This is a genomic window from Bacteroides sp. AF32-8BH (genome assembly GCF_003435205.1).
Taxonomy (GTDB): Bacteria; Bacteroidota; Bacteroidia; order Bacteroidales; family Bacteroidaceae; genus Bacteroides; species Bacteroides ovatus.
In genome coordinates, this window is record NZ_QVLZ01000086.1 from 2,080 (window position 1) to 7,969 (window position 5,890).

Annotated in this window: 9 protein-coding genes; 5 read left to right on the forward strand and 4 right to left on the reverse strand. The window is 48.1% G+C overall.

What is annotated here, in order from left to right; translation table 11 throughout:
- Nucleotides 1–77: 77 nt before the first annotated feature.
- Genes traN through DWZ47_RS29740 form a run of 5 tightly spaced genes read left to right on the forward strand, consistent with a single transcriptional unit; the run spans nt 78 to nt 3,578 of the window.
- Nucleotides 78–1,064, forward strand: coding sequence for a conjugative transposon protein TraN (gene traN, locus DWZ47_RS29720; RefSeq protein WP_032811227.1), 987 nt, complete (start codon nt 78–80; stop codon nt 1,062–1,064).
- A gap of 2 nt (nt 1,065–1,066) precedes the next feature.
- A complete protein-coding gene (locus DWZ47_RS29725; protein ID WP_008616527.1) occupies nt 1,067–1,642 on the forward strand; it encodes a conjugal transfer protein TraO in 576 nt (191 codons plus the stop codon).
- 8 nt (nt 1,643–1,650) lie between these two features.
- Nucleotides 1,651–2,523, forward strand: coding sequence for a toprim domain-containing protein (locus tag DWZ47_RS29730; protein ID WP_008616526.1), 873 nt, complete (start codon nt 1,651–1,653; stop codon nt 2,521–2,523).
- Between the two features lie 24 nt (nt 2,524–2,547).
- Nucleotides 2,548–3,054 (forward strand): DUF3872 domain-containing protein, encoded by a 507-nt coding sequence (locus DWZ47_RS29735; RefSeq protein WP_004315071.1) that lies wholly within the window; start codon nt 2,548–2,550, stop codon nt 3,052–3,054.
- A complete protein-coding gene (locus tag DWZ47_RS29740) occupies nt 3,051–3,578 on the forward strand; it encodes a glycoside hydrolase family protein (protein ID WP_004315070.1) in 528 nt (175 codons plus the stop codon). Before DWZ47_RS29735 ends, DWZ47_RS29740 begins: the two co-directional genes overlap by 4 nt.
- A gap of 46 nt (nt 3,579–3,624) precedes the next feature.
- Here DWZ47_RS29740 and DWZ47_RS29745 read toward each other — a convergent pair whose 3' ends face one another.
- The 4 genes from DWZ47_RS29745 to DWZ47_RS29760 form a co-directional block, all read right to left on the reverse strand.
- A complete protein-coding gene (locus tag DWZ47_RS29745; RefSeq protein WP_004315069.1) occupies nt 3,625–4,728 on the reverse strand; it encodes a toll/interleukin-1 receptor domain-containing protein in 1,104 nt (367 codons plus the stop codon).
- Nucleotides 4,729–4,879: 151 nt separating this feature from the next.
- Nucleotides 4,880–5,188 (reverse strand): hypothetical protein, encoded by a 309-nt coding sequence (locus tag DWZ47_RS29750; protein WP_004316952.1) that lies wholly within the window; start codon nt 5,186–5,188, stop codon nt 4,880–4,882.
- A 53-nt stretch (nt 5,189–5,241) separates the two neighbouring features.
- Entirely contained in the window at nt 5,242–5,547 is a 306-nt protein-coding gene (locus DWZ47_RS29755) for a DUF6956 domain-containing protein (protein WP_008019899.1), read from the reverse strand.
- A complete protein-coding gene (locus DWZ47_RS29760) occupies nt 5,487–5,717 on the reverse strand; it encodes a DUF3873 domain-containing protein (protein WP_004316956.1) in 231 nt (76 codons plus the stop codon). The genes DWZ47_RS29755 and DWZ47_RS29760 overlap by 61 nt, the downstream gene beginning before the upstream one ends.
- Between the last annotated feature and the right edge of the window lie 173 nt (nt 5,718–5,890).

Here is a 5,890-nt window from a genome sequence, read left to right on the forward strand (position 1 = left end):
TGCTCTATCAGGACAGGAATTGAAAAAAGAAAAAGTAACAACAATCCAATTTTTATTTACCACTAAAATCCAAAGTAATGAGAAAAGTAATCATCATGTTTGCCCTCGCTATGGGCATCGCAACTGCCAACGCGCAGGAGAACGTAACCGTTGGAACGGACAACGGAAGTGAACAACCGACATTGACAAAGGAGGTCTATCCGCAGAAGGAGGCGGACGGCGACCTGTATCACGGGCTGACAAAGAAGCTAACCTTTGACCGCATGGTTCCCCCGCACGGCTTGGAAGTGACTTATGACAAGACCGTCCACGTCATTTTCCCCTCGGAGGTGCGCTACGTGGATTTAGGCTCGCCCGACCTGATTGCGGGCAAAGCCGACGGAGCGGAGAACGTCATCCGCGTGAAGGCTACCGTGAGGGACTTCCCGAACGAAACCAATATGTCCGTGATAACGGAGGACGGGAGTTTCTATGCCTTCAACGTGAAGTACGCCACCGAACCGCTGCTGCTCAACGTGGAGATGTACGACTTCATCCATGACGGCGAGGCAGTGAACCGCCCGAACAATGCGCAGGAAATATACCTGAAGGAGCTGGGCAGCGAAAGCCCGATGCTGGTGCGCCTTATCATGAAGTCCATCCACAAGCAGAATAAGCGCGAGGTGAAGCACATCGGCTGCAAGCGATTCGGCATCCAGTACCTGCTGAAAGGCATCTACACGCATAACGGTTTGCTCTATTTCCACACGGAGATAAAAAACCAGAGCAACGTGCCTTTCGACGTGGACTACATCACATGGAAAATCGTGGACAAGAAGGTGGCGAAGCGTACCGCCGTGCAGGAGCAGATTATCCTGCCGCTCCGTGCGCAGAATTACGCTACGCTCGTGCCGGGCAAGAAGAGCGAGCGCACGGTGTTCACGATGGCGAAGTTCACCATTCCCGATGACAAGTGCCTCGTGGTGGAACTCAACGAGAAGAACGGAGGTCGCCACCAGTCTTTCATGATTGAGAACGAGGACTTGGTACGTGCCAATACTATCAACGAACTTCAAGTGCGCTGACCATGAGAAAGTACATCGCAATAATCATCGCGTCGCTTGCCCTGTGTACGGGGCAGGCGCACGCCCAGCGATGCCTGCCGAAGATGCAGGGCATCGAGGTCAGGGCGAACATGGCGGACGGTTTCAATCCCGGCGGCAACGACGGTGGGTACAGTTTCGGGGCGGCTCTTTCCACTTATACCAAAGGCGGAAACAAATGGGTGTTCGGCGGCGAATACCTGTTGAAGAACAACCCTTACAAGGACGGGAAGATACCCGTGGCGCAGTTCACGGCGGAGGGCGGCTACTACTTCAAGATACTCTCCGATGCCCGTAAAATCGTGTTCGTCTATGCAGGAGCTTCGGCTCTTGCCGGATATGAATCGGTGAACTGGGGCGAAAAGGTACTGCATGACGGCTCCACGCTCCATGACCGGGACGGCTTCATCTACGGCGGTGCGCTGACGCTCGATGTGGAGTTTTACGTGGCAGACCGTATCGCCCTGCTCGCCAACCTCCGGGAGCGTTGCCTGTGGGGTGGTGACACGAGGAAGTTTCATACGCAGTGGGGCGTGGGCGTGAAGTTCATCATAAACTGACGCACCGCATGGAACGGACGGAAATCGACGCCATGAGGCATATAGCCCTTGCGGACTTCCTCGCACGGCTGGGGCATGAGCCTGTCAGAAGAAGCGGCAACGAGTTGTGGTATCGTGCGCCATACCGCAATGAGCGCACGCCATCTTTCCGTGTGAACGTGGCGAAACAGCTCTGGTACGACTTCGGTACGGGCAAGGGCGGCGACATCTTCACTCTTGCCGGGGAGTTTATCCGAAGCGGTGACTTCATGGAACAAGTGAAATTCATAGCGGAAACCGCCAATATGCCTATGCCTGTTCCCGAAGTGAGCAGACCAACTTTCCAGCCTAAACCGTCAGAACCTGCCTTTGAAGGAGTGGAAGCTGCCCCACTGTTTCATTCTCCACTGACGGACTATCTGGCGGAACGGGGCATTCCTTACGGCATTGCATTCCGGTATTGCTGCCAACTGAATTACGGAGTGCGTGGCAAGCGGTATTTCGCCGTCGGCTTCCCGAATGTGGCTGGTGGATATGAAATCCGCAGCCGTTTCTTCAAAGGATGCGTGCCTCCGAAGGATGTGTCGCCGATCAAGGCGGAAGGCTCTCCGGCTGACTTGTGCAGCGTATTTGAGGGCTTCATAGATTTCCTTTCCGCCGCCACGCTCGGATTGGAAACGGGTGACTGTCTTGTGCTGAACTCGGTTTCCAACGTGGAAAAGGCGATGAGGTATTTGGGCGGTTACGGGCGCATAGACTGTTATCTTGACCGTGATGAAGCCGGACGGCGGACGTTGGAAACGCTGAAAGGACACTATGGGGAACGTGTCTGCGACCGTTCCGCCCTCTATGACGGTTGCAAGGACTTGAACGAGTATCTACAACTGACAACGAAAAAATAACAATAACTTAAAAATCAAAGGACAATGAACATACTGAACAACAAGAACAAGAGAATATCAATTTTCAAGGCGTTGGCACTCTGCCTGTTCGCCGCCATATCGCTCACACTCGTGTCGTGTGACGATGACATGGACATCCAGCAATCCTATCCCTTCACGGTGGAAACCATGCCAGTACCCAACAAGGTGACGAGGGGGCAGACGGTGGAAATCCGCTGTGAGCTGAAAAAAACGGGCGACTTCGCCAACACCCTCTATACCATTCGTTATTTCCAGTTCGAGGGGGAAGGCACGCTGAAAATGGCGGGCGGAATCACGTTCCTGCCCAACGACCGCTACCTGCTTGAAAACGAGAAGTTCCGGCTGTATTACACGGCGGAGGGCGACGAAGCGCACAACTTCATCGTGGTGGTGGAGGACAACTTCAACAACTCTTACGAGCTGGAGTTTGACTTCAACAACCGAAACGTAAAGGACGATGGGGTTATTTCTGTTGTCCCCATCAGAAACTTCAAGCCCCTTACACGATGATGCGTATATTCATGGTAGTCGTCTGTTCGCTTCTTGCGGTCTGTTCTGTGTCCGCACAGATCAGCCGCCGAGAGGGAACGGACGGGCAGGCGGCAATCTACCGTCTGCCACCATTTGAGAGGGCGGTGTGCTGCACGAAATTCTTTGAGGGCTGGCACTCGGAAAAACATTACCCATACGTGGGATATGGGCACAAACTTTTGCCGGGCGAAAGGTATTCGGCACGTACCATGACGAAGCGGCAGGCGGACGCGCTCCTGCGGAAAGACCTGCGGAAGTTCTGCGCAATGTTCCGGAAGTTCCGGAAGGATAGCTTGCTTCTTGCCACGCTTGCCTACAATGTCGGTCCATACCGTCTGTTGGGGTACGGGAAGATACCCAAAAGCAAGCTGATCCGAAAGCTGGAGGCTGGCGACAGGAATATCTATCGGGAGTATATCGCTTTCTGTAACTATAAGGGGAAACGCCACGCCATGCTGCTCAAACGGAGAAAGGCGGAGTTTGCACTACTGTATATACAATAACAAATTAAAAGTCCGAAGAAATTTCAGCATCTTCGGACTTTTAATTTTAATAATTTCTAATATTGTCTATCAATTCATTCAATGCTTGAGTATAATCATTGTCTTCTCTCATATATAATCCTTTTCTATTGCCTAAATAAATGGGATATGAGCTATCCTTGCTACCAATTCTTATAATGGGAATAAATTTTATTCTGTTTTGGTCTTTAATTAAATCATCTGTGATTAATGAAGTTTCGTATCCTACACCACGTTCTCTATTATCAGCACGTTTTTTATATTCAGGAGTGGCTATTATCAAAACTTTATCAACATTTGCAATTGTTTGTTCCATAAAACGGTTCAATTCAATACCCAACGGCTGTTTAATATCTATAAAAATATCAAACCCCGCCTTATCTAAATCATTGGCTAAATTGTGAACCCATGCGTTATGTTCATCATTCTCCCAACAATAAGTAATAAAAACCTTTTTTGCTACAATTGCCTTATTCTCATCTACGATAGGGTTTACAATCGCACCTATATCATAACTGTTAGTTTGATTTGTGGTGTCCTTTTCATCATAATACTTATAAATACTCAACGATAAATCATCCAAAAAAGAAGGTATATCCGATTTTTTCAGTCGTAGAAACAGAGTCTTAAACCAAGTATGTCGAGAGGTTGATTCTTTTTGGTCTGATAACATCTGAATATATGCAGAATAATTTGTAGCTACATTTACAAAAGGATTGATTGTATTAAAAAATGTAGGTCCGTCTACATAAAAAGGAGCAACATCTTTTATACCTATGATAGTCCACAATCCATTGAATGTTACATTACTATCTTCTTTTGATAAATCAATGTATTCTTTAAGGTTTATTTGATTTTTAATTAAATCATCACCCTGCAAATAATCAAATCCTTTTTCAGTAAGTCTTACAAATGGAGATGGTTCATTAGCGGCTTCCAAATAACCATTTTCCAACAAATTGAATATTACAATATGGCACAAGTTAATTTCCGCTTGTGTTTTACCATATTTTCGAGTAGTAGCATTTAATGTACGAAACAAAAATAATCCTTGTCCAGGGGCTGTACATGAACTAAAAAAGGAAAATATGTAATCAGCTAATTCCTGATATGTAGTATTTATTTTACTCATAATTCATTTTTTGCAAAGGTACGGAAAATCATTCATATAAGAGATATTATGCTTCCATTTATCGCAGATTAAAACAAAGGTTTCTTTGCTACTTTCTTTGTCCGCCATCATGCTCACTGAAAGAAAGTAGGCGGCTTTCGCCGCCCACCTCTCAAAAACGGGTGTAAAGCCCCGTCACCATCGTGAACATTTCCTCCAGCATATCGCAATATATCCCCTCGTGCGTTTCAATGTCCTTCGTCCTGCTCTCGAATGTCTTTTTGCTGAACGTCCTGCGGTAGAAACGCATATTGTAGAGGTCTGCACCTCCGTCGTAAATGATGTCAAGACGGTTGGCACTCGTTTTGTTCCTCGCAAGGCTCATGCGCAAGCCGTTGCCCATGTCTGTGAAGTCTTTGCTTCCCGTCATGGCGGCAAAGCGTCTGCCGCCAATCTGCTCTAAAATTGTCTTTGCTATCATATCCGTTGTCTTTTAGGTTTATGGTTCGGGCGGTGCGGACACCGCCCCAATGTTCAAAATTCTGTTTTCTCGGTTATGGGTGTGCATTTTTCCAGCCACTCTTTCAGACATTCCATGTTATACTCGCTCGTGATGACTGCCGTATGGCTGTCAATGGCAGTGAAACGGCTGCTTTCATAGCTGTCTATCCACCCCTTTAGGGTATCAACTCCCCACGCTTCGGCATCGTCAAAGATGCCGTCCAATGCCGTAATGGGTTCGCTGAATTTGACTATCAGCGTTTGGTAGCCTGCTTCGTTCATCGCTTGTTCTCCTTCCTTTCCTTTGCCGTTAGCCACTTGTCCCGTGCGGCTCGACATTCGTCTAATGTGGGTTTGACACAAGAGAAAAGTTCCCCGTCCATGTGGCGGTAGTCGTATTGCACAAGGGTGCGTTTGCGTCTGCCGATACCCGTTTGGAATTTCTCGTAGTTCTCCGTTCCTGCCGATTGGCAGGTGCTTACTCCGTTAATTGTCATTTTTGTTGCCATAGTCGTTGTTATTTAGATGATTAGAAATGTACAGACAGCACTCTGCGTTGCATCACCATTTCGGGGTCGCTCGTGTAGCGTTGGTGCAGGTAGAAATGATGAGAGCCGAAGCCGTAAAGGAAGAACTTGTCAAGTTCGTGTTTCTCGGCAAAGTCCTTGACGCTCGCCCTTAA

Coding starts and splice junctions, on each gene's coding strand:
- traN (WP_032811227.1), top strand. CDS start 78: ATGAGAAAAGTAATCATCATGTTTGCCCTCGCTATGGGCATCGCAACT.
- DWZ47_RS29745 (WP_004315069.1), bottom strand. CDS start 4,728: ATGAGTAAAATAAATACTACATATCAGGAATTAGCTGATTACATATTT.
- DWZ47_RS29755 (WP_008019899.1), bottom strand. CDS start 5,547: ATGTCGAGCCGCACGGGACAAGTGGCTAACGGCAAAGGAAAGGAAGGA.
- DWZ47_RS29760 (WP_004316956.1), bottom strand. CDS start 5,717: ATGGCAACAAAAATGACAATTAACGGAGTAAGCACCTGCCAATCGGCA.
- DWZ47_RS29735 (WP_004315071.1), top strand. CDS start 2,548: ATGAACATACTGAACAACAAGAACAAGAGAATATCAATTTTCAAGGCG.
- DWZ47_RS29740 (WP_004315070.1), top strand. CDS start 3,051: ATGATGCGTATATTCATGGTAGTCGTCTGTTCGCTTCTTGCGGTCTGT.
- DWZ47_RS29750 (WP_004316952.1), bottom strand. CDS start 5,188: ATGATAGCAAAGACAATTTTAGAGCAGATTGGCGGCAGACGCTTTGCC.
- DWZ47_RS29730 (WP_008616526.1), top strand. CDS start 1,651: ATGGAACGGACGGAAATCGACGCCATGAGGCATATAGCCCTTGCGGAC.
- DWZ47_RS29725 (WP_008616527.1), top strand. CDS start 1,067: ATGAGAAAGTACATCGCAATAATCATCGCGTCGCTTGCCCTGTGTACG.